This is a genomic window from Psychrilyobacter atlanticus DSM 19335 (assembly GCF_000426625.1).
Lineage (GTDB): Bacteria > Fusobacteriota > Fusobacteriia > Fusobacteriales > Fusobacteriaceae > Psychrilyobacter > Psychrilyobacter atlanticus.
The window spans coordinates 2,095,496-2,120,527 of the sequence record NZ_KE384547.1 but is presented as its reverse complement, the minus strand read 5'-3'; the positions used below and the strand labels follow the sequence as shown (position 1 = coordinate 2,120,527).

25 protein-coding genes are annotated in these 25,032 nt (G+C 33.1%); all 25 read left to right on the top strand.

The window, feature by feature from the left end:
- The first annotated feature begins 131 nt into the window (after window positions 1-131).
- The 25 genes from hrcA to K337_RS0110465 all read left to right on the top strand — a co-directional run bounded on the left by hrcA (window position 132) and on the right by K337_RS0110465 (window position 25,018).
- Window positions 132-1,193 carry a heat-inducible transcriptional repressor HrcA gene (gene hrcA, locus K337_RS0110585; protein ID WP_084140855.1) on the top strand — a complete coding sequence of 354 codons (1,062 nt, stop codon included), beginning with the start codon at window positions 132-134 and terminating at the stop codon, window positions 1,191-1,193.
- Window positions 1,186-1,725 carry a nucleotide exchange factor GrpE gene (gene grpE / locus K337_RS0110580; RefSeq protein WP_028856585.1) on the top strand — a complete coding sequence of 180 codons (540 nt, stop codon included), beginning with the start codon at window positions 1,186-1,188 and terminating at the stop codon, window positions 1,723-1,725. Before hrcA ends, grpE begins: the two co-directional genes overlap by 8 nt.
- A 73-nt stretch (window positions 1,726-1,798) precedes the next feature.
- Entirely contained in the window at window positions 1,799-3,625 is a 1,827-nt protein-coding gene (dnaK, locus tag K337_RS0110575; RefSeq protein ID WP_028856584.1) for a molecular chaperone DnaK, read from the top strand.
- Between the two features lie 172 nt (window positions 3,626-3,797).
- A complete protein-coding gene (locus tag K337_RS0110570; protein ID WP_028856583.1) occupies window positions 3,798-4,250 on the top strand; it encodes a GNAT family N-acetyltransferase in 453 nt (150 codons plus the stop codon).
- Between the two features lie 35 nt (window positions 4,251-4,285).
- Window positions 4,286-5,158: an aldose 1-epimerase family protein gene (locus K337_RS0110565; protein ID WP_028856582.1), complete on the top strand. Its 873-nt coding sequence runs from the start codon at window positions 4,286-4,288 to the stop codon at window positions 5,156-5,158.
- A 100-nt stretch (window positions 5,159-5,258) separates the two neighbouring features.
- Window positions 5,259-6,401: a molecular chaperone DnaJ gene (dnaJ, locus tag K337_RS0110560; protein WP_028856581.1), complete on the top strand. Its 1,143-nt coding sequence runs from the start codon at window positions 5,259-5,261 to the stop codon at window positions 6,399-6,401.
- A 210-nt stretch (window positions 6,402-6,611) separates the two neighbouring features.
- Window positions 6,612-6,914, top strand: a complete 303-nt coding sequence (gene yajC, locus K337_RS0110555) for a preprotein translocase subunit YajC (RefSeq protein WP_084140854.1) — start codon at window positions 6,612-6,614, stop codon at window positions 6,912-6,914.
- Window positions 6,915-6,949: 35 nt separating this feature from the next.
- Window positions 6,950-7,435, top strand: coding sequence for a hypothetical protein (locus tag K337_RS0110550; RefSeq protein WP_028856579.1), 486 nt, complete (start codon window positions 6,950-6,952; stop codon window positions 7,433-7,435).
- Between the two features lie 422 nt (window positions 7,436-7,857).
- A complete protein-coding gene (glpQ, locus tag K337_RS0110545; protein ID WP_028856578.1) occupies window positions 7,858-8,934 on the top strand; it encodes a glycerophosphodiester phosphodiesterase in 1,077 nt (358 codons plus the stop codon).
- Window positions 8,935-8,993: 59 nt separating this feature from the next.
- Window positions 8,994-10,013, top strand: a complete 1,020-nt coding sequence (locus K337_RS0110540; RefSeq protein ID WP_028856577.1) for a C4-dicarboxylate TRAP transporter substrate-binding protein — start codon at window positions 8,994-8,996, stop codon at window positions 10,011-10,013.
- A 123-nt stretch (window positions 10,014-10,136) separates the two neighbouring features.
- On the top strand, window positions 10,137-10,619 hold the full coding sequence (locus K337_RS0110535; protein WP_028856576.1) for a TRAP transporter small permease: 483 nt from the start codon (window positions 10,137-10,139) through the stop codon (window positions 10,617-10,619).
- Between the two features lie 24 nt (window positions 10,620-10,643).
- Complete coding sequence (locus K337_RS0110530) at window positions 10,644-11,930, top strand: TRAP transporter large permease (RefSeq protein WP_028856575.1); 1,287 nt, start codon at window positions 10,644-10,646, stop codon at window positions 11,928-11,930.
- 7 nt (window positions 11,931-11,937) lie between these two features.
- Complete coding sequence (locus K337_RS0110525; protein WP_028856574.1) at window positions 11,938-12,732, top strand: HAD-IIA family hydrolase; 795 nt, start codon at window positions 11,938-11,940, stop codon at window positions 12,730-12,732.
- A gap of 121 nt (window positions 12,733-12,853) precedes the next feature.
- Window positions 12,854-13,573, top strand: coding sequence for an MgtC/SapB family protein (locus tag K337_RS18255; protein ID WP_051251714.1), 720 nt, complete (start codon window positions 12,854-12,856; stop codon window positions 13,571-13,573).
- Window positions 13,574-13,772: 199 nt separating this feature from the next.
- Window positions 13,773-15,206, top strand: a complete 1,434-nt coding sequence (locus K337_RS0110515) for an NAD(P)/FAD-dependent oxidoreductase (RefSeq protein WP_028856573.1) — start codon at window positions 13,773-13,775, stop codon at window positions 15,204-15,206.
- A 154-nt stretch (window positions 15,207-15,360) separates the two neighbouring features.
- Window positions 15,361-16,614 (top strand): NAD(P)/FAD-dependent oxidoreductase, encoded by a 1,254-nt coding sequence (locus tag K337_RS0110510; RefSeq protein ID WP_028856572.1) that lies wholly within the window; start codon window positions 15,361-15,363, stop codon window positions 16,612-16,614.
- 11 nt (window positions 16,615-16,625) lie between these two features.
- On the top strand, window positions 16,626-16,970 hold the full coding sequence (locus K337_RS0110505; RefSeq protein ID WP_028856571.1) for a DUF1667 domain-containing protein: 345 nt from the start codon (window positions 16,626-16,628) through the stop codon (window positions 16,968-16,970).
- Window positions 16,971-17,256: 286 nt separating this feature from the next.
- The gene (gene ptsP / locus K337_RS18250; RefSeq protein ID WP_051251713.1) at window positions 17,257-19,026 is read left to right on the top strand and encodes a phosphoenolpyruvate--protein phosphotransferase; all 1,770 of its coding nucleotides are present in this window, start codon (window positions 17,257-17,259) and stop codon (window positions 19,024-19,026) included.
- Window positions 19,001-19,270, top strand: a complete 270-nt coding sequence (locus K337_RS0110495) for an HPr family phosphocarrier protein (protein ID WP_028856570.1) — start codon at window positions 19,001-19,003, stop codon at window positions 19,268-19,270. Before ptsP ends, K337_RS0110495 begins: the two co-directional genes overlap by 26 nt.
- Window positions 19,260-20,135, top strand: a complete 876-nt coding sequence (gene ispH, locus K337_RS0110490) for a 4-hydroxy-3-methylbut-2-enyl diphosphate reductase (protein ID WP_028856569.1) — start codon at window positions 19,260-19,262, stop codon at window positions 20,133-20,135. Before K337_RS0110495 ends, ispH begins: the two co-directional genes overlap by 11 nt.
- The gene (locus K337_RS0110485; RefSeq protein WP_028856568.1) at window positions 20,128-21,738 is read left to right on the top strand and encodes a S1 RNA-binding domain-containing protein; all 1,611 of its coding nucleotides are present in this window, start codon (window positions 20,128-20,130) and stop codon (window positions 21,736-21,738) included. Before ispH ends, K337_RS0110485 begins: the two co-directional genes overlap by 8 nt.
- A 224-nt stretch (window positions 21,739-21,962) precedes the next feature.
- Window positions 21,963-23,030: a DUF1254 domain-containing protein gene (locus K337_RS0110480; RefSeq protein WP_028856567.1), complete on the top strand. Its 1,068-nt coding sequence runs from the start codon at window positions 21,963-21,965 to the stop codon at window positions 23,028-23,030.
- Between the two features lie 104 nt (window positions 23,031-23,134).
- Window positions 23,135-23,761, top strand: a complete 627-nt coding sequence (locus tag K337_RS0110475; protein ID WP_028856566.1) for a Crp/Fnr family transcriptional regulator — start codon at window positions 23,135-23,137, stop codon at window positions 23,759-23,761.
- Window positions 23,762-23,848: 87 nt separating this feature from the next.
- Window positions 23,849-24,337: an LA_2272 family surface repeat-containing protein gene (locus K337_RS0110470; protein ID WP_028856565.1), complete on the top strand. Its 489-nt coding sequence runs from the start codon at window positions 23,849-23,851 to the stop codon at window positions 24,335-24,337.
- 135 nt (window positions 24,338-24,472) lie between these two features.
- Window positions 24,473-25,018 carry a glycine zipper family protein gene (locus K337_RS0110465; RefSeq protein WP_028856564.1) on the top strand — a complete coding sequence of 182 codons (546 nt, stop codon included), beginning with the start codon at window positions 24,473-24,475 and terminating at the stop codon, window positions 25,016-25,018.
- The last annotated feature ends 14 nt before the right edge of the window (window positions 25,019-25,032 follow it).

Sequence of the window (25,032 nt, the reverse complement as noted above, 5' to 3'; positions counted from 1 at the left end):
GGTTTAAATTTTAAAAAAACTGATTCCAACGTTTTAGCCACCTAGATGATAGGTGGCTAATTTTATAAGAAAAAGTGTTGACAAAGTTAGCAAAGAGGTATATACTCATCATAAGTTAGCAATCTAATCTAATGAGTGCTAACAACTGGCTGATTGGAGTGGTGAAGATGATTACAGATAGAGAAAAGCTAGTGTTAGGAGCGATAATTGATTACTACCTGACTTCAGGTGGGACCATAGGTTCTAGAACATTAGTAAAAAAATATAATATAGAGTATTCATCGGCAACCATTAGAAATGTAATGGCTGATTTAGAGGATTTAGGTTATCTGTCGAAAACCCATACATCATCGGGAAGGATACCCACAGATCTTGGATATAAATTTTATCTTTCGGAACTTCTAAAGATAGAAAAATTATCCAGGAAAGAGATGGAAAAGATACATCAAATATACGATGAAAAGATCGGAGAATTTGATGGGATACTGAGAAAGACTTCTAATTTATTGTCTAAGTTAACATCTTATGCAGGGATAGTACTAGAACCCAGTATAAGTCATGAGACAATAAAAAAGGTTGAATTAGTCCATGTAACTGACTATATGGCTATGGCTGTAATAGTTATGGATGACTCTACAGTAAGGACAAGAAAGATACATTTTGAAAACTCGATAAATGAAGTAGAATTAAAAAAAATATGTATAAAATTAAATGAAAAATCATCTAAAGGTGAAGTTCAGACCTTTGAGATAGAGGAATTTGTAAAGGAAAAAGGAAACCCAGTATTAGAATCTATATCGGATAAAGTATATCAGGATATGGAGGGAGAATTTTTTATAAATGGTGCTTCTACTATATTTGAGGATAAGACAGTAGAGGAAGCCAAAGAAGCCTTGGAAATTTTTAACAGACGTAAGGGCCTCGATGAGATATTCAAAGAACTGGTCAGTACAAGGGAGCATAAACAAGGTGAGGTGTATGTAGTATTTGGGGATGAACTAAATATAAAAGCCCTGAAAGATTTCAGCTTTGTATATTCTTTCTATAAAAATGGTGATTCCCAGGGAATTATAGGAGTAGTAGGACCTAAACGTATGGCTTATTCTAAAACTGTAGGCTTGGTAGAATACGTTACAGAAGAAGTTAATAGTATGATTAATATAGCACTAAAAAAAGGAGACAGTCATGAGTAAGAAAAAAAAGGTTGAAGAAGAAAAAGTAGAAGAAGTATTAAATGAGGAAAAAGTAGAAGAGGTTGTAGAGGAAACGTTAGATGAGAAAATGGCTAAGATCGAGGCTGACCTTGAAGATTGGAAGAGTGCATACGCTAGAAAGAATGCAGAATTTCAAAATTTTACTAAGAGAAAGCAAAATGAATTAGAAGAATTTAGAAAATATGCTTCAGAAAAAGTAATCTTAAAAGTATTAGAAGCTGTAGATAACCTTGAAAGAGGAGTTGCGGCATCTGTTGAAACAAAAGACTTTGATGCATTGGTAAAAGGTGTAGAGATGACATTATCTCAAATGCACGGAATCATGAATACAGAAGGTGTAGAACCAATTGAAGCATTAGGAGAAGAATTTGATCCTCATCTTCACCAAGCTGTAATGACAGAAAATTGTGAAGAGATCGATAACGATCACATCATAATGGAATTACAAAAAGGATATAAGATGAAGGAAAGAGTAATCAGACCTTCAATGGTAAAAGTTTGTAAGAAATAGTATTCATTGGTATAAAATTATAATATAAGGGTAGAGTCTTAGACTTACCCATGATAATAGGAGGCAAAACAAAATGGGAAAAATAATCGGAATTGACTTAGGAACAACTAACTCATGTGTATCAGTAATGGAAGGTGGAAACTTTACAATAATTACAAATGCAGAGGGAGCAAGAACTACTCCTTCAGTAGTAAATGTAAAAGATAACGGTGAGATCATAGTAGGAGAAATCGCTAAAAGACAAGCGGTTACTAACCCAGACTCTACAGTAGCATCTATCAAAACTCATATGGGAGAAGCTCATAAAGTAAATATCTTTGGAAAAGACTATGGACCTCAAGAGATCTCAGCAATGATCTTAAAGAAATTAAAGAAAGATGCAGAAGCATATTTAGGAGAAGCAGTAACTGAAGCAGTAATCACAGTTCCAGCATATTTCTCAGATGCACAAAGACAAGCAACTAAAGATGCAGGAGTAATCGCAGGATTAGATGTAAAAAGAATCATAAACGAGCCAACTGCAGCAGCATTAGCTTATGGATTAGATAAAAAAGAAGAGGAAAAAGTATTAGTATTCGACTTAGGAGGAGGTACATTTGACGTATCTATCTTAGAGATCGGAGACGGTGTAGTAGAAGTATTATCAACATCTGGAAACAATCACTTAGGTGGAGATAACTTCGATAAAGAGATCATCAAATGGTTAGAAGTAGAATTCAAAAAAGAAACTGGATTAGACCTGTCTAACGACAAGATGGCAGTACAAAGATTAAAAGATGCAGCTGAAAAAGCGAAAAAAGAATTATCTACAATGATGGAAACTCCTATATCATTACCATTTATCACAATGGACGCTACAGGACCAAAACATTTAGAAATGAAATTAACTCGTGCTAAATTCAACGAATTAACTTCTGCTTTAGTAGAAGCTACAAAAGAACCTGTAAGAATAGCTCTTAAAGATGCAGGATTAACTCCTTCAGATATCGATGAGATCTTATTAGTTGGTGGATCAACAAGAATACCAGCAGTACAAGAATGGGTAGAATCTTTCTTAGCTAAATCTCCTAACAAAGGAATTAACCCTGATGAAGTAGTAGCAGCAGGAGCAGCAATTCAAGGTGGAGTATTAATGGGAGACGTTAAAGACGTATTATTATTAGACGTAACTCCATTATCATTAGGAATCGAAACTTTAGGTGGAGTATTCACTAAGATGATAGAAAAGAACACAACTATACCTGTAAAGAAATCACAAGTTTACTCTACAGCTGTAGATAACCAACCAGCAGTATCAATCAACGTATTCCAAGGGGAAAGATCAAAAGCCGTTGATAACCATAAATTAGGAGACTTCAACTTAGAAGGAATCCCAGCAGCACCAAGAGGAGTACCTCAAATCGAAGTAACATTTGATATTGATGCAAACGGTATCGTACATGTAACTGCAAAAGATTTAGGAACTGGAAAAGAAAACAAAGTAACTATCACAGGATCTACAAACCTTTCAGATGAAGAGATCGAAAGAATGAAAAAAGATGCTGAAGCTCATGAAGCTGAAGATCAAAAATTCAAAGAATTAGTAGAGGCTAGAAACAAAGCTGATATGATCATCTCATCTACTGAGAAATCTGTAGAAGAGCATGGAGATAAAGTAACTGAAGAAGAAAAAACTGCTATTAAAGAAGCGGTAGAAGGATTAAAAGCTGTTAAAGATGGAGAAGATAAAGAAGCTATCGATACAGCAATGAAGACTTTAGAAGAAAAAGCTCATAAATTAGCTGAAGAAATATATAAAGAAGCTCAAGCAAAAACTCAAGCTGAACAAGGTGGAGCAGCTCAAGGCGGAACTGAAAACAAAGCCGATGAAGATGTAGCAGAGGCAGAAGTAGTAGACTAAGAACCCTCTTCCTTATGGTAGAATAAAGGGTTAAATATAGAAAGGGGCTAAGCTTATAGGGTTTAGCCTCTCTTCTTGTATGGTGTGGAAATTTATATTTTTCATATATGAATTGATATCTGAAAAGACAGATGAAGTAAAAAAAATGACTTGAAATAGGGGGATACAATAGATGTTAAAATTAGAGAGAATGTCAGAATCGGACTTTAATATGGTAAAGGGAAAGATGATTGCTGATTATGCTAAAGACAAGGTAAAGGTTGGACACTGGTCGGATAGAGATGCTTTAGAGTTATCTAAGGAAGCGTTGGATAAGATTTTAAGTGAAGGAATAGCTACTCCTAACCACTATTTATTAAATGCCTATGAAGATGAAATTAAGGTAGGATTTGTTTGGATGAATAAATTTAACAATGAAATGTTTGTAAATAACACTTCTATCTTTGAAGAGTTTCAGGAAAAAGAATATGAGTTAAAGTTCATCGAGCTAATCGAAGAAAAGGCTAATGAGTTAGATATAAAAAAAATAAATGTACATTCATATGGATATAATGAAAAAAATATAGCAGTATACAAGAAAATGGGATATGATATAACTGATATATATTTAAACAAAGGAATATAACTGTAAAAGTTGGACTTTGAATAAGGAGAATAACTATGGGATATAAGATAACTGATGGAATTGCGGAGGCTGTTATAGATAGTCATGGTGCAGAATTAAAAAGTTTAAAATTTTTAAAAACCAATGAAGAATTTATGTGGAATGCTGACCCTGAATTTTGGGGAAGAACTTCACCTGTATTGTTTCCTATTGTAGGGGGATTAAAAGATGGTAAATATAGTTACCATGGGATAACCTATGAGATGGGACAGCATGGATTTGCAAGGGACAATAAATTTGAGGTTATTTTCCATGGGGAAACTAAGGTAGTTTTTTTATTTGAATCAAATGAAGAAACACTAAAAAAATATCCATTTGAGTTTAAGTTATATATGGAATATAGTCTAGAAGATGGGCGTCTATCTATTGAATACAAGATAGAAAATATATCCCATGAGGAGATGTATTTTTCAATAGGAGCACATCCTGCCTTTAGTACTCCTGTAGATAAGGATATTAAAATTTCGGATTATTATTTGGAATTTGAAAAAAATGAAACAGCGTCAATACTTCCTTTAGAAGGAAGTAATATATCTAGAAATACCATAAAATTTTTAGAGGACACTAAAAAAATAGAGCTGACTGAAGATCTGTTTAAAAATGATGCTCTTATATTTAAAGATCTGGAGTCTAAAAATGTGTCTTTAAGATGTAAAAAAAATACTAGAGTTGTAACTATGGACTATAGTAACTTTAAATATATTGCATTCTGGAATAAGGTAGGAGCAGAATTTGTATGTCTGGAGCCTTGGAATGGAATAGCTGACTTTGTTGATGCAAGTGGCAGATTAGAGGAAAAAGATGGGATTCTTAAATTAGAGGGTCAGGGAAAATATGAAGCTAGTCTAAAGATAAAGGTTGAAGGTTAGAAATAACTGATAATTAAGATCTATATTAAAAAAATAGAAACTGAATCACTAAACAACTGTAAATTAGTGGCAAAAAGAAGAAGAAAAAAAGGAGAAAAAAATGTCTAAAAAAGATTTTTATGAAACGCTGGGAATACCTAAAGGAGCCAGTGAAAGTGAGATAAAAAAAGCTTATAGAAAGAAAGCTATGAAATATCATCCAGATAAATACAGCAATGCAACTTCAAAGGAAAAAGACGATGCAGAGCACAAATTTAAAGAGGTAAATGATGCATATCAAGTCCTTTCAGATGGAGAAAAAAAATCTAAATATGACAGATTTGGTCATGATGCATTTTCCCAAGGAGGAGGCGGAGCTGGAGGCTTTGGCGGATTCGGTGGATTCGGCGGAGGCGGAGGCTTTGAAGATATTTTCGGTTCATTCTTTGGAGGCGGAGGTTCTCGTGGTCCCCGTGTAGAACCTGGGGCGGATCTTAGATATACTGTAGAAATCACCCTTGAAGAAGCTGCAAAGGGTACAGAAAAAGAGGTTAAATATTTTAGAAAAGGTGAATGTCATACTTGTCATGGAACTGGAGCTAAGCCAGGAACAAGTAAGAAAACCTGCCCAAAATGTCATGGTAATGGAAGGGTAAAAGAAATTCAGAGAACTATGTTTGGAAACTTTGAGAATGTAGTTGAATGTGATAACTGTCATGGTCAGGGAGAGGTTCCTACAGAAAAGTGTCCTACTTGTTATGGAACAGGGGTAGAGAAGGAAAAAGTAGAAAAACATGTGAAGATCCCGGCTGGAATAGATGATGGTCAAAGACTTAGATTAGGTGGATTAGGAGAAGCTAGTGAAAACGGTGGACCAAATGGGGACCTGTATCTATTTATAAGAGTAAAAGAACATGCTATATTTGAAAGACACGGATCAGACATTGTTTGTGAAGTACCGATCTCTTATACTAAGGCTGTTTTAGGAGGAGATATACAAATTCCTACCCTAGATGAAGCAATAAAGATAAAGATCCCAGAGGGAACTCAAACTGGAAAGGTATTCAGACTTCGTGGAAAGGGAATACCTAGTACAAGAGGTGGAAGAGTAGGAGATGAATTGGTAAAAGTTGTAGTTGAGACTCCTACCAAATTAAACTCAGAACAAAAGAAATTATTGAAAGCTTTTGAAGATAGTTTAAAGGACAAAAACACAGGTATGAAAGAAGGATTTTTTGATAAATTAAAAGATCTATTTAAATAGATAGAAAAAAATAAAAAAAGAGAAGGAAATCTTCTCTTTTTTTTATATATTTAAGTAGAGTTATGGAAAAAAATAAGATTGAGGATTTAAAGTTTAATTATGTAGAAGTTTAATGAATGATTATTCCTAGAATAATCTAAAAAAAATTTTTAAAATGTGAAAGATAGTGCTATACTTTAGATAATAAAACTTAACAAAAAGGAGTACGATATGTTTAGTAATTTTTTAGCTTTTGGAGCGGATCAAGCAGGAAAAACATCTGGCTACACGGGGATGGCAGTAACACTTATTATATGGGGGGCAATTTTTTATTTGTTTTTAATCAGACCGAATAAAAAGAAGCAAAAAAAACATGCTGAAATGATAGATGCCTTACAACCTGGAAAAGATGTTATAACTGCTGGAGGAATCAAAGGCGAAGTTGTATCTGTAAGCGATCAATATATTGTGATCAGAGTAGATAAAGGAGTTAGACTTACTTTTACAAAAGATTCTATAAGAAAAGTATTATAGTAATTAAGAGTAACTCTAATAATAGGAGGTTAATCATGAAGAAGATAATGTTAATTTTAGCTATAACAGGAGTATTAGTAAGTTGTTCTAGCAAAGATGAAACTGTAAAAAAAGAAACGACAGTTGAAGTGGTGGCACCTCAAGAAGAGGCTGTTGTTCAAGAAGAGGTAGTAGCTACTGAAGTAGTTACGGTAGAGGTAGAAAAACCAGCTTTAACCGATGAGGACTATAAGTCAGTATCGGAACCGATAAAAAAATCAGTGAAAAAGCAAACTAAACCTGCTCCTAAACCTATGAAGGAAGAAGTAGTTGTAAAACCAGTAGAAGCAGTTATGGAAACATCTGTAGATGATACTGTAGATACAGACGTAGACAAGCAAGTAGCAAAGACAGAAATTGAGACTAAAGCCGTAGAGGTAGAAACTCCAGTTGAAGAGAGTAGCAGCAATAAAACTCTTTTTGGAATTTTAGGAGCTATATTAGTAGCAGCAGCAGCAGTATTTGTATTTAAAAAGAAATAAAAAAATTAAAACCACCTTTTAGGTGGTTTTTTATTTTAAAATGGACTTTTGTAATGAAAAATTATTTAAATAGCCCCGTAATTGCATAAAATGTGAAAAAAATAACCACTTTATATTATAAAACGAACAATTTTCTTGACTTTTGAGTATTTATGTCATATTCTTAATATAAGACAAAAATAAATACACCTAGAGTAAATAGAGTAGGGTTATTATAAATTGTATGGTTGCATACAATATTTTTATAATAACTTTTTTTGTTGTCTTTACGAAGAATTTACTCAGAAAATACGAAGAATTTACATGAAAGTGTTAAAATATCAGACGTTAGAGACGTTTAGGGAGAAAAAGGTTAAAAAAAGTCAGATTATGTTTATCTAGTGGAAAGGCGATATTTTATCGTAAATAAAAAGGGAGGGAAGATGAAAAAAATAATTGGTTTATTGTTGATGCTGGCATTTGTGGGATGTAGTAGTACAGGTGTTGCAGGGGAGAAAAAAGAAGAAACAAAAAAAATTGTAGTAGCTCACAGGGGAGCTAGTGGTTATTTACCTGAGCATAGTATGGCAGCAAAATCTATGGCATATGCAATGGGAGCAGATTATATTGAACAGGATGTAGTTATGACTAAGGATAATGAATTGGTTGTACTGCATGATCATTATTTAGACAGAGTAACCAATGTAGCTGAAGTTTATCCATATAGAAAGAGGGAAGACGGTAGATATTATGCTATCGACTTTACGTTAAAGGAGATAAAGGGTCTTAAGATGACTGAAGGGTTTAATGTTAAGGATGGGAAAACAGTAGCAGGATTTCCTGAAAGATTCCCAATTTGGAAATCAGACTTTAAAGTTCATACTTTAGCTGAGGAGATCGAATTAATCCAGGGATTAAATAAAAGTACAGGTAAAAATATTGGAATTTATCCAGAGATTAAGGCGCCTTGGTTCCATAGACATGAAGGGAAAGACATCAGTGTAGCAGTATTGAAAGTTCTTAAAAAGTATGGATATACTAAAAAAAGTGATCTAGTTTATTTACAATGTTTTGACCCGAATGAAGTTGTGCGTTTAAAAGAAGAATTATTACCAGAATTTGGAATGGATATTAAGTTAGTACAGTTAATAGCAGAGACTAGCTGGGATGAAACAATGGTATATGAAGATGGAAAAGCAGTTCCTTACAACTACGACTGGATGTTTGAAGATGGAGGGATGAAAAAGATATCTCAATATGCTGACGGAATAGGACCTTGGAAGCCTATGCTTGTAACAGACGAATCTACAAAAGACAATTTGATTATTACAGATATGGTGAAAGATGCTCATAGATATGGAATGGAAGTACATCCTTATACATTCAGATTAGATGAGGGTAGAATACCTGCGTATGCATCGGATTTTGAAGATATGCTGGATATCTTTTATAATAAGGTTGGAGTAGATGGGGTATTTACAGATTTCCCTGATCGTGCCGTAAACTTTATAAATAAATAAAAAAGTTATTAATAAGAACCGTTTATTAAAATAAAAAATTAAATAATAGGGGGAAAAAAATGAGGAAAGTTTTTAAGATGTTAACATTGTTAATAGCAGCTACTATGTTATTTGTTAGTTGTGGTAAAAAAGAAGAAGCAGCAACAGAAAATGGTGAGAAAAAGGTAGTTATTAAATTAAGTACTAAGTTTGTAGAAGACGAGCAGACAGCTAAGTCATTAAAAAGAGTAGCTGAAAAGATCAAGGAAAGATCTAATGGAAATGTTGAAATTCAAGTATACGCCGGTGGACAATTACCAATCGGTAAGGACAGTATGGAACAAGTAGCTAATGGTGCAAACTGGATATCAGTAGACGGACTTAACTTCATAGGAGACTATGTACCTGATTTTAACGCTATCAACGGACCTATGTTATATAAGAACTTTGATGAGTATTTAGCAATGACTCAATCAGATTTAGTAAAAAAATTAAAAGGTGAAGCAGACAAAAAAGGAATCAAAGTATTATCTTTAGATTACTTATTTGGATTCAGAAGTATGTTAACGGATAAAGTAGTAAAAACTCCTGCAGACCTTAAAGGGTTAAAAATAAGAGTACCAAACAGTCAATTATACATGTACACATTAGAAGCAATGGGAGCGAACCCTACTCCATTACCATTTACAGAGGTATACAGTGGAATTCAACAAGGAGTAGTAGATGGTTTAGAGGGATCTCTAATGACTATCTATGGAACTAAAATATATGAAGTTAGAAAAAATGTTTCTTTAACTAATCATTTATTAGGTGTATCAGCAGTTTCTATCTCTAAAACAGTATGGGAAGGATTATCTGAGAACCAAAGAACTATCATCCAAGAAGAATTTGATGCAGGAGCTAAATATAACAATGATGTTACTGTCGAGTTACAAACAGAATACAAAGTTAAGTTAGAGGAATTAGGAGTTAAATTCAATGAGGTAGATCTACCTTCATTCAATGTAGAAACTGCTAAAGTATTCTCTAAGTTCCCTAAGTGGACTCCTGGAATCTACGGTGAAATTGAAAAAGAATTAAAAGTAATCAGAGCTAAATAATAAGAAAAAATTAAAATTTTAAAGGTATAATTCGATAATCGTGACTAGTTGTGGTAGGAGTTTATCACTGACTGTTCACGATTATCCTTTATACATTAAAGATAATTGAATATGGGGTGGAATATGAAAAATTTCTTTAGAAATATAGAAGTAATTCTGGGGAGTATAACGATAAGTGTCACAGTATTATCTGTAATAACGAATGTTATTTTAAGATATGGTTTTGGAATTCAATTTGCTTGGATTGAAGAGGTATCTGTAGGATGTTTCATATGGACTGTATTTTTAGGAGCTACAGCAGCTTATAAAGACAAAGCATTGATAGGAGTGGAGGTTTTGACGCAGGCACTTCCATATAAAGGAAGAAGGTTTTTAGAATTAATAATATATAGTTTCTTATTTATTTTAACAGCAACCCTCTTTTATTTGAGTTACAACTACACAGTAGGATCAGATAAGATTACTTCGGCGTTAGAGGTATCTTATGTATATATAAATTCATCTATAGTGGTTTCATTCGGATTGATGACCTTTTATTCATTGGAATTTTTGGTTAAGGATATAATCTTATTCATGGATGAGCAAAGAAAAGTAGAAAAAAATTAATTTAGTCGAAAAGGAAGTGAGAAAGTGGAAGGTTTTTATCCAATAATAATTTTATTTATATTGTTTTTCTTAAATATACCGATAGCCTTTGCATTAATGGGTGCATCGATGTATTATTTTATCTTCGTAGATAATATTATGTCAATGAACATGATCATGCAAAGATTTGTAACCTCTATTGAGTCATTTCCATATTTAGCGGTACCGTTTTTTATAATGGTAGGATCGGTAATGAACTATTCTGGAATTAGTAATAGTTTGATGGCAATGGCAGAGGTATTAGCAGGGCATATGGCCGGCGGATTAGCTCAAGTAAATGTAGTTTTAAGTATGATGATGGGTGGTATATCAGGATCTGCAAATGCAGATGCAGCCATGCAATCTAAAATACTAGTGCCAGAAATGAGAAAAAGAGGGTTTAGTGCTCCCTTTTCAGCAGCAGTAACTGCGGCTTCATCTTCTGTCAGTCCAGTAATACCACCAGGAACAAATCTGATTATCTATGCATTGATAGCCAATGTATCTGTATCAAAGATGTTTTTAGCAGGATATACACCAGGTGTATTGATGACATTAGCGCTTATGATAACTGTTCATGTAATCTCTAAAAAAAGAGGATATCTGCCTTCAAGAGACAAGATGGCTACTCCTAAAGAGATTGCTATCCAGTTTAAAGATTCTATCTGGGCACTACTTATTCCATTTGGAATTATATTAGGAATGCGTTTTGGACTATTTACTCCTACAGAAGCAGGAGGAATGGCGGTATTATTTTGTGTAGTAATAGGAACTTTTGTATATAAAAAATTAAAGTTAAGACATATACCAATTATTTTAAGAGATACGGTATACGGTACCGGATCGGTTATGTTCCTTATCATAGGAGCTAAAGTATTTGGTTATTATCTAACTTTAGAAAGAATACCTCAAACTATTACAACATTCTTGATGGACTTTACAGACAGTAAGTTTGTATTACTAATAATAATTAACTTATTATTATTATTTATCGGGATGTTTATAGAGGGTGGAGCAGCTCTTATTATATTAGCACCATTATTAGTACCGGCAGTAACAAGTATGGGAATAGATCCTATTCACTTTGGGGTAATCCTGATAGTTAATATTATGATTGGTGGAATAACTCCTCCATTCGGGTCTATGATGTTTACGACCTGTACCATAGTCGGCGTCAAATTAGATGATTTCGTAAAAGAGATAATACCATTCATAGTGGCTCTGATGTTAGTATTGATACTTCTAACTTATTCAGCACCTGTAGCTATGTTTATACCAAATTTACTGGGGTAGATGAATTATGAGTGAATTGAAAAATAAAAAATGTTTTATATTTGATATGGACGGAACCATCTATTTGGGAGATAATTTTATAGATGGAGCTGTGGAGCTTTTAGAACATATAGAAAAGATAGGAAAAAACTTTGTATTTTTAACCAATAATTCCTCTAAAAATAGTGGAGTTTACTGTGAGAAATTAAAGAAGATGGGATTTGAAGTGGAAGAGGATAAGATATTTACCTCAGGGGAAGCAACCAGGATCTATATAAATAAGTTCAAACCAGGAGCCAAAATTTATTTACTGGGAAATGAATATTTAGAGGCAGAGTTTGAAGAAAATGGATTCATCTTAGTTAAAGACAGGGATTCTAATCCGGACTATGTAGTTTTAGGGTTTGATACCACTTTAACCTATGAAAAGATATGGATAGCTTGTGATTATATAAAGGATGGGGTGGAGTTTTTAGCTACCCATCCAGATTATGTGTGTCCTCTACCTATGGGAAAGAGTATGCCTGATACAGGTGCTATGATAAAGATGTTTGAAGCAGCTGCTGGTGTATCTCCAAAGATTATAGGTAAACCCAATAAACTGATAATAGAGTCTATCTTAGATAAGTATAATCTGGAACCGGAAGATGTAGTTATGGTAGGAGACAGACTCTATACAGATATGAAATTAGGAGAGAATGCTGGAATAGATTCTATCTTGGTGCTTACAGGTGAAGCTACAGAGGAGGATGTGAAAACATCTAATATCTTACCAACCTATATATTTGAATCTGTGAAAACAATACATAAAAATTTGAAATAAAAAAATAAAAAGGAAGTTTTGTAGATTAAGGTATACAAAGCTTCTTTTTTAGAATATAGTAGATGGTATCCGTTAAGGATGGATTAGGGCTAGGGTAGCCCGTGCAGGGAGTGGATAAATTATGGAAATGATAATGACGCTTTATGGAATGAGTTTATATGAATTTATGCTTCGAGTATTTATAGCCTGCGTAGTTGGGGCATTGTTTGGATTAGAGAGAAAAAGTCGTGGGAAACCTGCAGGAATGAAAACAAATATGCTGGCCTGTGCAGGAGCTGCAATAGTATCGGTAATCCAGCTTATGATATCTAATAAAACAGCCGAAGCAGGGTTGAATATAGGTAATGTAAAAGCCGATCCTACCAGACTGACAGCTCAGGTTATATCAGGGCTGGGATTTTTAGGTGCTGGGGTAATTATGACAGGGGGAGACAAGGTCAGGGGTCTAACTACTGCCGCGACACTTTGGCTTGTAGCAATATTAGGAATAGGAATAGGGTATGGATTTTATCCTTTTATCCTCCCAGCTTCTGCCATGATATTATTACTGTCGTATCTGATGAAAAAGATTGAAACGACATTTATTGAGAAGAGGAAGATAAAGAAGGTGATCTTAGAGTACGAACAAAGTGACGACTTAGAGAGTATAATTAAGGAGATTGCCAAAGAAAAGGATATAAAGATAGTTGTAGATAAAAAAATAAGTGAGATAGATGATGGAGAACGCATCCTTATAAAAAAAGTAATGCATTTTTCACTGCCTAAATATGTAAGTTCAAAATATTTTTTCAACATAATAAGGAAATTTGAAGAAGTTATAAGTGTAACCCGGATTAATTAAAAAAAGGTTTTAAAGAATAATAAATAGAAAATTAAATAAAAATTGTAAAAATAAGGGTTATAGTGTATAATTATGGTATAAATTGAATAGAAGCTAGAGATGAAGAGAGCTGGACAAAACAGAGTATACGTATTCTGTTTTGTTCAGCTATTTTTGTTTTCAAATAAAATTAGATTTAGTTATTTTTAAGGAGGTAGCAATGCAAGATATTTTAATAGTAGGGGCAGGAATAATAGGGGGATCTATAGCAAGGGAACTTTCAAAATATAGTCTGAATGTGGTGGTATTAGATAAGGAAACAGATGTAGCCAATGGAACAACTAAGGCGAATTCAGCCATTGTACATGCAGGATACGATGCTACAGAGGGAACTTTGATGGCTAAATATAATGCCTTGGGAAATGCAATGTTTGATAAATTAAGTGAGGAATTAGACTTTCCATTCAAAAGAATAGGATCATTGGTAGTTGCAAACAGTGAAGAGGAAAGAGCTCATATAGAAGAATTATTACAAAGAGGAATAGAAAATAATATTCCAGGTGTAAGAATAATAGAGAAAGAAGAATTACAAAAAGTTGAACCAAAGATAAATGAAGATGCAGTTGCGGCACTATTAGCTCCTACAGGTGGAGTAGTAGGACCATGGGAGATGACTATAGCACTTATGGAAAATGCTGTAGATAATGGTGTGAAATTAGACTTAAATACAGAAGTTTTGAATATAGAAAAAATAGAGGGTGGATATAGAGTAATCACAAACCAAAGAGATTATGAAACTAGATGTATCATAAATGCTTCTGGAGTATATGCAGACAAAATACATGGAATGGTAGCAGAGGAAACATTTAAAATAACTCCTAGAAGGGGACAATATTTCGTTTTAGACAAAACACAGGGAGAATTAGTTAATCACGTAATATTCCAATGTCCTACTAAATTAGGAAAGGGTGTTTTAGTAACTCCTACAGTTCATGGAAATGTATTGGCAGGACCAGATGCTGAGGATCTAAGTGACAGAGCTAACTTAGCTACTACAGCAGAAAGATTAGATTTTGTAAGGGAACACGCATTAAAATCTATAAAGGAGTTAAATTTCAGAGAAGGTATCAGAAACTTTGCAGGACTTAGAGCTCAGCCTAGTACAAACGACTTTATAATTGAAGAGGTAGAGGGAGCTAAAGGATTTATAGATGTAGCAGGAATAAAATCACCAGGATTATCATCAGCTCCAGCTATTGCAGCAGACGTGGTAGAGATAGCTAAAAAGATCTTAGGAGATGTAGAATTAAATAAAGAGTTTAAGCCTAACAGAAAAAAACACTATGAATTTATAAGTGAAACTGCTGAAAAAAAAGCAGAATTAATCAACCAGGACAGAAGATATGGAAACATGATATGTAGATGTGAAAATATCACTGAGGGTGAAATAATAGATTCTATTCATAGAAATGTAGGAGCGACTACAGTAGATGGTGTGAAAAAAAGATGCAGACCAGGAATGGGAAGGTGTCAAGGTGGATTCTGTGGTCCTAGAATACAAGAGATCTTAGCTCGTGAATTAGGGAAAAGTTTGGAAGAAATTGTATTAGATAAGGCAGATTCATACATATTAACTGGAGAAACTAAAAAATAAATTCAAGAAAATATCTGAGGTAGTACAATAGTTTCCTCTAATATCACATTTAGAAAATTCTTTTTAACTATAAGAAATTTTTAATATTCGTGACCTTGTGGAAACACCGAAGAGAAAGGAATTTAAAATTAAACTATAATTTTGGAGGAAATAGATGAAATATGAATTAGTAGTATTAGGTGGTGGACCGGCAGGGCTGGCTGCAGCAATAGAAGCTAAAAAAAATGGGATTAAAGAAGTACTTATTATTGAAAGAGATAATGAATTAGGAGGGATCTTGCAGCAGTGTATCCATAATGGATTTGGATTACATGAGTTTAAAGAGGAACTTACAGGACCTGAATATGCTCAAAGATTTATAAATCAAATGGCTGAACAGGGAATAGAATATAAATTAGATACAATGGTACTAGATGTAAGTGCGGAGAAAAAAATACAGGCTATCAACTCTGTAGACGGATATATGGAGATAGAAGCTCAAGCGATAGTTTTAGCTATGGGATGTAGAGAAAGAACAAGGGGAGCTATAGCGATTCCAGGAGATAGACCAGCAGGAATATTTACAGCAGGAACGGCTCAAAGATTTGTAAATATGGAAGGATATATGGTAGGAAAAAAAGTAGTTATCTTAGGATCTGGAGATATCGGACTTATCATGGCTAGAAGGATGACATTAGAGGGAGCAAAAGTAGAAGCTGTAGTGGAACTTATGCCTTACTCAGGTGGACTTACTCGTAATATAGTACAGTGTTTAGAAGATTATGATATACCATTACTACTCAGTCATACAGTTACAAATGTAAAAGGTGACGGTAGACTAGAAAGGGTAACAGTAGCAAAGGTCGATGAGAACAGAAAACCTATTCCAGGAACTGAGATCAACTATGATGTAGATACACTATTATTATCTGTAGGATTAATCCCAGAGAATGATCTTTCTAGAAATGCAGGGATTGTATTAGATAGAAGAACATCAGGACCTATTGTAAATGAGTCTATGGAAACATCTATTGAAGGAATATTTGCATGTGGAAATGTAGTTCATGTACATGACTTAGTAGATTTCGTAAGTGCTGAATCTAGAAGAGCAGGGATAAATGCTGCTAAATATATAAAAAATGAAATTAAAAGAAATGAAGAATTTGTAGAGATAGATGGAACTAACGGTGTCAGCTATACAGTTCCTCAAAAATTTAGAAAAGAAAATGTAGATAAAGGTTTAGAAGTATTTATGAGAGTTAGAGAAGTATTTAAAGATGTAAAATTAGAAGTAAGATGTGGGGATGAAACAATAATGAGTTTGAAAAAATCTCATATGGCCCCTGGAGAGATGGAAAAAATAATGATTCCAAAAGTATTTATGGATAAGATCAAAACAAATAAGATCGAAGTTACAATAAAGAGATAGGAGGAGAATAGATGAAAAAACTAATATGTATAGTTTGTCCAATGGGATGTCATATAGAGGTAGACGAACAAAATGACTACAAAACAACAGGAAATCAGTGTCCTAGAGGAGCTGTATACGGTAAAAAAGAATTGACTGCTCCTACCCGTGTAGTAACTTCAACGATTAAGATATCAGGTGGAATTCATAACAGGGTACCTGTAAAAACAGCAGGAGATATCCCTAAAGAGTTAAACTTTAAATGTATGGATTTGATAAATACCTTAGAGGTTAAATCTCCGGTAAAGATGGGAGATATTGTCAGTGAAAATATTTTTGATACAGGGGTAAATATAGTAATAACAAGAGATATGTAAATTATAAAGATAGAGTTTTCTCAATTGAAAACTCTATCTTTTTTAGTTTTGGAAAAACTAATCACAAGAAGTATCACCAAAATTTCTAAAAATTATAAAAATCTAGATTGTGCCTGTCTAGATACAATGTCACGTTACTTTTTGTCTCTAAAAAATAAATTAGGAGACGAATTATTACTTGTAATATTTAGTGTTATATATTCTTACGATAATTACAGAACTTCTTGAAAAAACTACGAAAATGGAATATAATTATAAGAGATAATAAATTAAAAGGGGTAAGTATATGGAAAAGATAATGGGAAAGGCTATTTTTGAAGGTATAGTAATAGGGGAACCATATCTAAGAGGGAAAAAACAGGCAGCACTAGAGGAATACAAGATAGAGCCACATATGCTAGAAGATGAGATAAAGAGATTTGAGGCGGCAATAAGAGATGCCAAACAAGAACTTAAATTTTTAAAATCGTCGTTAAAAGGAAAAGTAAAAAGCAATGATTTAAAGATCCTAAATGTACATCTTATGATATTAGATGACCCAGTATTATTATCAGAGATAGGTAAAAGATTAAAAAAAGAATTAGTTAATATTGAAAAAATTGTAGCAGATGTAGTGGAATTTTATGTAGATATGTTTAAAGACATGAAAGATCCTGTTTATAGACAGAGAGCTGTAGATATCCAAGACGTTGGAGAAAAGATAATAGGGCAGTTAATGGTGGAAAACTGTGAATTGCATGAATTAGATAATAAGATCCTAGTAACCAAGGAGATCCTTCCGTCGGAACTATTTAAGATGCATCATGATAAGATCAATTTATTGGGAATAGTTACTGAATATAGTGGGGCAACTTCACATGTGGCTATCTTAGCTAAGACTTTTGGGATACCTACCCTTATGGGGGTAAAAAATGTATCTCGAATGGAATGGAAAAACAAGATAATATTGGATACCAGAAAAGGTGAACCTTGTGTAATCAAAGATCCTACAGATGAGCAAATTATAGAATATAAGAAAGAAAAAGCAAAGTTACTGGCCATAAGGGAAGAGAATAAAAAATTAAAGGGCCTGCCTGCTGTAACTAAAGATGGTAAAGAGATAGTCTTAAATGCCAATATTGGTGGGATAACAGATCTTCTGTCACTAAATAATAGTATGGCAGATGGGGTAGGACTTCTCAGAACAGAATTTCTATATATGGAAAGTAAATTTTTCCCTACAGAGCAACAGCAGATAGAGCTATATGAAAGAGCCTATAAAAAAGTGGAAAAATTAGAGGGAGAGAGAGAGCTCATTATAAGAACTCTGGATATAGGAGCAGATAAACAACTTCCTTATTATGAGATGCCTTTTGAAGAAAATCCATTTTTAGGATTTAGAGGGATCAGATTTACCCTGGCCCATGAAAATATCTTTAGAACTCAGTTAAGGGCAATCCTAAGGGTAGCAAAGGATAGAAAAATAAAAGTTATGTTTCCTATGATATCTAATCTACAGGAGATAATTCAAATAAAGAAAATACTGGCTTCAGTAAAAAAAGAGTTGAAAGAAGAAGGGTTAGAATATGCTGGTTATATAGAAACTGGGGTAATGGTAGAGGTCCCTTCGACTGCATTCTTGATAGATAAATTTTCAAAGTATGTAGATTTCTTTAGTCTGGGAACTAATGATCTTACTCAGTATGTCATGGCAGCAGACAGGCTAAGCGCCGATGTTGCTTATCTGAATGATTATTTTGAACCTGCAGTTCTTCGGACTATAAATCATATAGCTGAAGAAGCTATAAGGCAAAAGAAGAAAATAAGTGTCTGCGGAGAGATGGCTAATGATCCAATGGCTATAGCAGCCCTTATGAGTTTTGGGATAGATAGGTTCAGTATGTTATCGACTTATATACCCATGGCAAAGAGAACAATTTTAAGATTAGATAGAAGAGATCTCCAAAACAAACTAAAACCTAAATTACTAAAATGTAATAATGGAAAGGAAGTTAAAGAGATTCTAAAAGAATATATAGAGGTGATTACAGTTGAAAACGATAGACGTAGAGATTAAAAATAAAGCAGGATTACATGCCAGACCATCTTCATTATTTGTACAGATAGCTACTGAATATGATTCAGAGATAATGGTTATTTGTGATGACGAAGAAATAAATGGAAAGAGTATCATGGGTCTTATGCTGTTAGCTGCAGAGCAGGGAAGAACATTAACTATCACAGCAGACGGTGAAGATGAAGGTGCAGCATTAGAAGCACTAAAAAAATTAGTAGAAGTAGACACCTTTAATGAAGAATAATTATATATTAAAAAGAGCAGAGAAGATGGGCTTTTGTTTTGGTGTAAAGGAAGCTGTAGATCTAGCTGAAACCATAAAATCAGATCAAAAAATATACATGCTGGGGATGCTAGTCCATAATGAACAGGTGATAGAGCAATTAAAGTCTAAGGGGATTATAGTTGTCACAGAGGAAGAAGTTCTAGAGGGAAGAGATGAAATCCGTCAGGGAGACTCTGTAATAATTCGTGCCCATGGAACAATAAAAAAAATATATGAGATTTTAAATCAAAAAAATGTTAGAATGTATGATGTAGCGTGTATTTTTGTAAAAAGAAGTAGGGAAGAACTTATAAATCATGAAAAAAGTGGATATAAGATCATCTTCATAGGAGATGAATTTCATCCTGAGGTTAGGGGGATCATATCTTTCGGATGTGATGTGAAAGTAGTAAAAGATTTTGATGAATTAAAAAAGATGAAATTTGAGGAATCAGAAAAATACTATATATTAGCTCAGACTACTTTAAATAAAAATCTCTATAAAGAGATGACTGAATACATAGAAAATAAATATGAAAACTGTAAGGTTGGAAATACTATTTGCGGTGCTACTTTTGAAAGGCAGAAAGCAGTAGAAAAATTATCTACCGAGGTAGATGTAATGCTCATTATAGGTGGGAAAAATAGTTCAAATACAAAAAAATTATACAATATCTCCAAGGGGATAAACCAAAAGAGCTATCTGATACAAACTTATAAAGATCTAGATTTTGAATGGTTTGAAAAGGGTAACAGAATAGGTATAACAGCAGGTGCTTCCACACCTGATGAAATAGTTGAAAAAATAGAAAGTATATTATTAGGAGGACGTTGTAATGGTTGATAACACAGAGAATTTTGAGGAATTAAGCTTTGAGGAAATGTTAAATCAATATGCACCAAAGCAGGTACAAAGAGGGGAAATAGTAGAAGCTGAAATAATTAGTAAGGAGAGAGATTATTCTTACTTAGATATAAAAGGAGCTACTGAAGGAATCGTTAGAACTGAAGAAATAACTGAATTTGAAGTAGGAGATATGATCAGAGTAGCTATCACTGAAGACAGTGATGATGAAGGACATATCAGAGTATCAAGAAGAGCAGTTGTACAAGAGGAAGCTGTAGTTAAATTAGAAGCTGCCCTTGAAAATAAAGAAGTAGTAACTGGTAAAATCGTAAGAAAAGTAAATGGTGGATATATAGTAGAAGTAATGGCTCACTCAGCATTCATGCCTAACTCTTTATCTCAAATCAGAAAAGATTCTACAGAAAACGTAATTGGTTTAGAAGTAGAAGTTATAGTTAAAGATATCAAAACAGAAAGAAACAGAAAGAAAGTATTAGTTTCTAGAAGAGATGTAGTAGCTATGGTAGAAGCAGAAGCATTTGCTAAATTAAGCGAAAATCAAATCGTTGAAGTAGAAGTTAAGAGTGTATTAAAATTTGGATTATCTGTAAGAGTAGAAAATGTATTAGGATTCATCCATATCTCTGAAATTTCATGGGGTAAGGTAGACGACTTAAACACTTTATATAAAGCAGGAGATAAGATCAATGCTCAAATCATCACATTAGATGCTGAGAAGAAGAGTCTTAAATTATCTATCAAACAATTATCTCAAGATCCTTGGGCAACAGCAGCAGATAAGTATACTGTAGATACAACTGTTGAAGGAGAAGTTACTAAAATTGTTAAATTTGGAGCTTTCGTTAAATTAGAAGACGGAATCGAAGGATTAGTTCATATCTCTGATTTCTCTTGGAACAACAAGAAAATCAACTTAGGTGAATTTATTTCAGCTGGAGATAAAGTACAAGTTAGAATCTTAGATTTAAACTCTGAAGACAAGAAATTAAAATTAGGAATCAAGCAATTAAGCGTAGATCCTTGGGCTATCATCGATGAGAAATTCAAAGAGGGAGATAAAGCAACTGGAACAATAGTTGATACAAAACCTTACGGAGTTTTCGTTGAAGTTGAAGAAGGAATCGATGCATTTATCCATACATCTGACTTCGCTTGGGCTAAGTTAGAGAACAAATTAGCTGTAGGAGATAAGGTAGAATTCCAAATTTTAGCTATAGATAAAGAAAACAAGAAAATCAAAGGTGGAATTAAGCAATTAACTAAAAGCCCTTGGGAAATCTTATCTGAAGAAGTAGGAGTAGGAAGCGTAGTTACTAAGAAAATCTCTAGTATCGCTGACTTCGGAATCTTCATCGACATGGGACATGGTTTAGATGGTATGATCCATATCTCTCAAGTTTCAAAAGACTTCGTTAAAGATTTAAAAGAAAAATTTGAAATTGGTCAAGAAGTAACTGCTGAAGTTATTGAAATCTCAGCTGCTGATCAAAAAGTAAAATTATCTATCAAGAAGATAGAATTAGATGCTGACAGAGATGAAGATGCAGAATTATTAAAGAAATATGGAATGACTGAATAATTTTAAAATTATAAAGTATATTATTAGGAGATGACCTAGGTCATCTCCTTTTTTTATTTATAAAAAGGAAAATTAAGAAAAAATTATATATATTAGGAGAGTATGGGAAAAAATTCCATATAACGGAAGAAATATAGTAAAGTATAAGATACTATAATTCTATAGAAAAAAATTGCCAAAATTATCATTATAATTTATATTCAGAATGAATAGGAGGGATATCGATGAAGAAGGTATTATTAGGAGTTATGCTGGTAGCTGCTTTAGGAGCATGCGTGAACAATGAAATGAAGACAGAAACAAATCAACAAGCAGGAAAAGAACAAACAGTTGATAAAACTAAATCGGTTATGGTAACTAAAACAAACTTTAAAGAAGCAGAAACAAATGCGTATTTTATGAAACAGTGGAAAAAACAAGGTGAAAAAGCTAATGTTTTGGTTCACGAAAGAAAATTTGTGACAGTAGAAACTCAAGATGTAGTTAGAATGAATAGAGATACCCTCTATTCGAGATCTATAATAGATGTATCGGAAGGAGCTACAATTTCATTAGAGAAATATGAGGGATATCAAACTGTATTGATATTAGATAGTCATCATAATCAAGTGGCTTCGATTCAAAATGGAGAATCACTGACTATTGATAAAGATAATCCAGAGATAGAAGAAGGTGAATTTCTCTATGTTCTTGCTAGAACAGGTGTAAACACTGGAGAAGATGGACTTAAAGATGCCCATGCAGCTCAAGATAAGATAAATATAGAAGCTAAATCAGCTCAAGAATGGATTCCTAAAAACTTTGATAAAGAATCACTTGATATTGTAAACGTTGAATTGCAAAAAGACTTTGCTTCAAAACCGTATAGATTAGAAAATGGGTTTGGAACTAAAAATTATGTAGATTTTGAAACAGCAACTGTAGCATCAGCTCTTGGATGGGGTGGGTACGCTAAGGAACAAGCAGTCTATTCGTTATTCAATAATGATAAACCTATTACAGTTACATTTGAAAAACCAGATTTAGATTTTGATAACTACGCATTTTATTCGATAACTGTCTATGATAAAACCGGATGGATTGCAACTAAAGAATTTGCCATAAATTCATCAAATATGGAGCCTAATGCAGATGGATCATATACTGTAAACTTTGGAAAACCAGGGACTAAAAATAACTTGGATATCCCAGAAGGAAGATATACTGGAGGAATCAGAGCTTATATGCCAAAAAATGTAGATGAAACTCTTGATTGGGCATATAAATCAGCAGATAAGATAAAAAATAAATAATTAAAGGATGTTGATGTAAAACTCGGAGTGATCAAAAGAGTGTAGATAAAAAATCTACAAACTTTTGTGATCTCTGAGTTTTTTATTAAAAAGGTGGTGATAAATTGAATAAAGAAGAATTTTTTAAGATAGCTAAAAATGATGAATATCAAATAAAAACTTTTAAAAAAGGTGAATTTATCTATACTTCAGGCTGGGATAGAGAGGTTGGATATATTTTAAATGGAGAAGTATTAGTTTCTAAACATCTTTCTGATAGGGTAATACTTTATCCAATTGGATTTAAATCAGGAGAATTTATGGGGATAAATTTATATATATTTGATTCCAACAATGATAATGTTTTTGATTGTGTAGCTAAATATGATGATACAAAAATAGCGTTTTTAGAAAAAAAATTATTTGAAAAGTTGCTAGAGAGGGCTGATTTTTTGAAGATGTTAGTCTATGACAATGAGAAAATAATATTGAATACAATAGCTTTGACAATGTTTTTAGCTTATGGTCCTTTGGGATATTTTGCCTATATATTGGATATAACAGCTGTAGAGGATAGGGTTTTTTATGAAAGATTCTTAGATTATTGTGACTATTTAAATATTAATAAAACAAGACTTTATGAGATAACCAATAAACTGATTGAGGAACAGGTTATTGTCAAAGAAAAGAAATATATAGAAATAATAGATAGGGATAGATTAAGGGAATTTTTTGAAGGAAATAAAAACTAAAAACTCCGTTTTTCGGAAACTTGCTTTTCACTTATAAGTTATAATCATCCTGTAAAGAATATATAATATAAACTCTGGAGGGATGAAGTGAAAAAAATAGTATTAATATTAATGTTGGTAATAGGTTCTATTTCTATGGCAAATGGAATAGATGAAAAAAATACAGGTGCAAGATTAAATGTTTTATTCTGGACGGCAGGTGGAACTTTAGATGGTGAAGTTGAGATGGGAGAAGGAAATAAAACAAGAGACTACAATGGACTAGATTTGAATTTATTATCACTATCTAAATCAAAAGATTTTACCGGATATCAGTTTTCAATTTTTGGAATGAATAAGATCGATGGAAACTTTACTGGTTTAGGTCAAGGGGCAATTAACTACCATAAAGGAAAAAGTGAGGGAGTACAGATTGGAACAATCAATGTAGCTCAAAATATTAAAGGAGCACAATGGGGATTGATCAATACAACAAAAAAATTAGATGGGTTCCAAATAGGTCTTGTAAATTATTCACCTGATGGATTCTTACCAATATTTCCATTTTTTAACATTTCAAAATCAATGATCGATTAATATTTTTTTAGAATTAATTCAGAAAATTAGTTGAGAATAAAACTAAAAAATCCGTTTTCCGGAAATTGTAAAGTTGGTTATATGTTATAATCACTCTATAAAAAGAAAGATAACCTGGTTTATGGAGGGATGATGATGAAAAAAATTATAACAATATTATTTTTAATGATGGGATTGGTAAGTTATAGTGAGGAAGGAAAGTTAGTTATACCAAGAGGAACTTCTATGATGATAAAAACTGTGGATACTATAGATGGGAGTAAACACAATGCAGGACATAAATTTTCTGCAATATTAGAAGGAGATATAGTTATAGATAATAAAGTAGCTATAAAATCTGGAAGTAAAGTTTATGGTACGGTTGTGGAATCTGTTCAGGCTGGAAGGCTGGTGGGGTCATCTAAACTAACCATTAAATTAACCCAGGTAATGGTTGATAATAGGTTGGTAGTAATAGAAACTAATATGCTAAATTATGTAGGAGAAGAAGGGTCAGGAAAGAATACAGCTAAAAAAGCAGCTAGAGGAGCAGCTATTGGCGGGCTTATAGATGGACATGATGGAGCCGGAACTGGAGCAGCAGTTGGTTTAGGAGCAGCATTATTAACAAAGGGAGGAGCCATAGGAATTCCTAGGGATACATATTTGGATTTCACCTTTGATCAAGAAGTAGTAATATAAGGAGATGACTCAGG

Coding starts and splice junctions, on each gene's coding strand:
- ptsP (WP_051251713.1), top strand. CDS start 17,257: ATGGAAAAGATAATGGGAAAGGCTATTTTTGAAGGTATAGTAATAGGG.
- K337_RS0110480 (WP_028856567.1), top strand. CDS start 21,963: ATGAAGAAGGTATTATTAGGAGTTATGCTGGTAGCTGCTTTAGGAGCA.
- K337_RS0110510 (WP_028856572.1), top strand. CDS start 15,361: ATGAAATATGAATTAGTAGTATTAGGTGGTGGACCGGCAGGGCTGGCT.
- K337_RS0110570 (WP_028856583.1), top strand. CDS start 3,798: ATGTTAAAATTAGAGAGAATGTCAGAATCGGACTTTAATATGGTAAAG.
- glpQ (WP_028856578.1), top strand. CDS start 7,858: ATGAAAAAAATAATTGGTTTATTGTTGATGCTGGCATTTGTGGGATGT.
- K337_RS0110505 (WP_028856571.1), top strand. CDS start 16,626: ATGAAAAAACTAATATGTATAGTTTGTCCAATGGGATGTCATATAGAG.
- K337_RS0110485 (WP_028856568.1), top strand. CDS start 20,128: ATGGTTGATAACACAGAGAATTTTGAGGAATTAAGCTTTGAGGAAATG.
- hrcA (WP_084140855.1), top strand. CDS start 132: ATGAGTGCTAACAACTGGCTGATTGGAGTGGTGAAGATGATTACAGAT.
- K337_RS0110515 (WP_028856573.1), top strand. CDS start 13,773: ATGCAAGATATTTTAATAGTAGGGGCAGGAATAATAGGGGGATCTATA.
- K337_RS0110535 (WP_028856576.1), top strand. CDS start 10,137: ATGAAAAATTTCTTTAGAAATATAGAAGTAATTCTGGGGAGTATAACG.
- K337_RS18255 (WP_051251714.1), top strand. CDS start 12,854: ATGGAAATGATAATGACGCTTTATGGAATGAGTTTATATGAATTTATG.
- K337_RS0110465 (WP_028856564.1), top strand. CDS start 24,473: ATGAAAAAAATTATAACAATATTATTTTTAATGATGGGATTGGTAAGT.
- ispH (WP_028856569.1), top strand. CDS start 19,260: ATGAAGAATAATTATATATTAAAAAGAGCAGAGAAGATGGGCTTTTGT.
- dnaJ (WP_028856581.1), top strand. CDS start 5,259: ATGTCTAAAAAAGATTTTTATGAAACGCTGGGAATACCTAAAGGAGCC.
- dnaK (WP_028856584.1), top strand. CDS start 1,799: ATGGGAAAAATAATCGGAATTGACTTAGGAACAACTAACTCATGTGTA.
- K337_RS0110565 (WP_028856582.1), top strand. CDS start 4,286: ATGGGATATAAGATAACTGATGGAATTGCGGAGGCTGTTATAGATAGT.
- K337_RS0110550 (WP_028856579.1), top strand. CDS start 6,950: ATGAAGAAGATAATGTTAATTTTAGCTATAACAGGAGTATTAGTAAGT.
- grpE (WP_028856585.1), top strand. CDS start 1,186: ATGAGTAAGAAAAAAAAGGTTGAAGAAGAAAAAGTAGAAGAAGTATTA.
- K337_RS0110540 (WP_028856577.1), top strand. CDS start 8,994: ATGAGGAAAGTTTTTAAGATGTTAACATTGTTAATAGCAGCTACTATG.
- K337_RS0110525 (WP_028856574.1), top strand. CDS start 11,938: ATGAGTGAATTGAAAAATAAAAAATGTTTTATATTTGATATGGACGGA.
- yajC (WP_084140854.1), top strand. CDS start 6,612: ATGTTTAGTAATTTTTTAGCTTTTGGAGCGGATCAAGCAGGAAAAACA.